The sequence below is a fragment of the uncultured Enorma sp. genome (assembly GCA_905210055.1).
GTDB lineage: Bacteria > Actinomycetota > Coriobacteriia > Coriobacteriales > Coriobacteriaceae > Enorma.
Map to the genome: position 1 here is coordinate 1 of CAJLVH010000208.1, position 2,049 is coordinate 2,049.

At 63.9% G+C, this 2,049-nt stretch carries 2 protein-coding genes and 1 pseudogene; all 3 read right to left on the reverse strand.

From position 1 onward, the window contains the following. Positions 1 to 33: 33 nt before the first annotated feature. Positions 34 to 1,056, reverse strand: a complete 1,023-nt coding sequence (locus QZ079_RS09210; RefSeq protein ID WP_297037550.1) for a hypothetical protein — start codon at positions 1,054 to 1,056, stop codon at positions 34 to 36. Next, on the reverse strand, positions 1,047 to 1,607 hold the full coding sequence (locus tag QZ079_RS09215) for a hypothetical protein (RefSeq protein WP_297037551.1): 561 nt from the start codon (positions 1,605 to 1,607) through the stop codon (positions 1,047 to 1,049). Before QZ079_RS09215 ends, QZ079_RS09210 begins: the two co-directional genes overlap by 10 nt. 41 nt (positions 1,608 to 1,648) lie before the next feature. Continuing rightward, positions 1,649 to 2,049 (reverse strand): annotated as a pseudogene (locus QZ079_RS09220) (hypothetical protein); the annotation flags it as partial.

The following is a 2,049-nucleotide window of genomic DNA, read 5'->3' on the forward strand; positions in this document are numbered from 1 at the left end:
CTAACCCCCGTCCCCGATGGCGGGTGGCGTGCCCTACAGGTTGATAAGGTTGCGCCGCCAGCTGTCGGATGGCCACAGCTCGATGCGGTCGCCCACACCGATGAGCGTAAACGAGCGATCCAGCTCCGAAATCCCCGCCGCTTCAAGCACTGAAGCGGGAACGAGCGCCTTGCCGCTATTGCAGGCAAGCGGCGTCGCCGAAAGCAGCTGCGCAACCTCGTCCGCAAGATCGACGTCCACCTCCCGCACATCGCGCAACGCCTGCCACAAACGCGTCTTGGGTACGAGCGTTACCGCCGGGTAATCGTCTAGGGTTGCAAGCGCAAACAGATACGGCTCGCTCGCAAGACGAAACGCCGAAACATCTACGACCACGCCGTCAGCGCAACGCAGCGCCGCAGCGATGCCTTCCACGGCACCAGTGAGGTACGGCAACCCAGAGCCGCCGGCAGCCCAACCTTCCGCATCCCGCTGCGGAGCATAACGGAACGCATCCGCGACCATGAGCGCGCGAGCTGCCTCTTCGTCCTCATCCACATCGATGCCGAACATATCGAGCGTACACGCGGTACGACCAAACGCAAGATGCTCCGCCACCTTGCCAACCTCCGCTAACCGGCGAAGGTCGCGTGCATCCTCCACCACCGAGACCTGCGCGAATGTGCTCGGGCGATACCCCGCGATACGTCCAAGCTGATCTCGCAAGAGCTGCAAGCACCCCGCGCGAACATGCACCTTTGTCCCTCGGGCATCGATCGTTGCCAGGACAATCGTTGCGAGGTGCGCCGCATCCGTACGCACCTCCGCCGCTAAACAGCGCTCGCGCGTCACGAGGCGCTCGAGGCTCACGCCTTCGGGAATCGACCCCTGCTCGATGCAGCCCACAATCGCCGCAAGCGTCTCTCCAAGCTGCGCAATCGCGCTGAAAAACCCAGTCAGCCGGATGCGCACGGCGTTTCGAGCCCCCTCGTCGAACGCGTAATCGTCGAACGTTACGCCGCGCGGCTCCGCCGCATGTACCGGCACCGCCGAGGTGTTTCGACATCCTACATCCACAGGAACCCCTCCCAAGCATCCGGATACGCCAGGTTCGTCGTCATGGCAAGCTCGTAGGCGATATATCCAGCCAGAACGAGCGCCGCCACGGCAAAGCCCGCCGCCGCAGCCAGGACGACGCGCGGCAGCGAGCGATACATCGGGCTATACACGTGATCGACCGCCGCCATGCCACCCACGAAGTATCCCACTCCCTGAGCGATGGCAAGCAGATGCCCGTCTTCGACCGTCAGGCTGAAGAGCAGGCGCTGGAAGAAGAACCCGTCCCACGCGAGCAGGCTCGTCACTGCCCATGCGCAGCCCAGATTCGCGATGAGGCACGCCGCGCGCGTCCAGAACTCCGAGCTCTCGGAGGCGCGCCGGCACGGCGGCTCGGAATCACCCTCAGACGAAAGCTCCTCTCGCGCCTGGCCTTCGTCCGCCTCGCCCGGCTGCTCGGATGCCAGAACGATCCCCGTCTCGTCGGCGCGCTCGGCATCCTCATCCGCCAACAGAGAGCCTCCGGCCATAACGTCCTCGTACAACTCAAGCCAATCGTCGAGTCGTTTCATGTCTCGCTCCTTCCGCCCAATACGCCATTCCGAAAACCCGATTACAGAAATCCGAAATAGCAGCCGTATACGATCACATCCACCACCAGAAGCTCCGCCGCTACGAACGCCACAAGCGAGATTCCCAGGACGCGCGGCAACGAGTAATACGAGGGGCGATTCCACATGCGCCACGCCACGACGGTGCCCACCGCCGTCGTGAGCCACACGGTCGCGTTCATCGCGGCATCGAATGCATCGGGTAGCCATGAGGGCACGACGGGCTCCATGAGCATCTGGAAGAAGTCCATGTTCCACGCGAGGAAGCTCGCGACGGCAAACGAACAGATGACGTTCGCCGCGAAAGTGGTGTGGAGGATCCAGAACTCGCGGCTCGCAAACGTGAGCGGGCGGAGCGAGGCGGTCGTGGCCGTCGCAGACACGTCTCCCGCGGGCGCTGCGG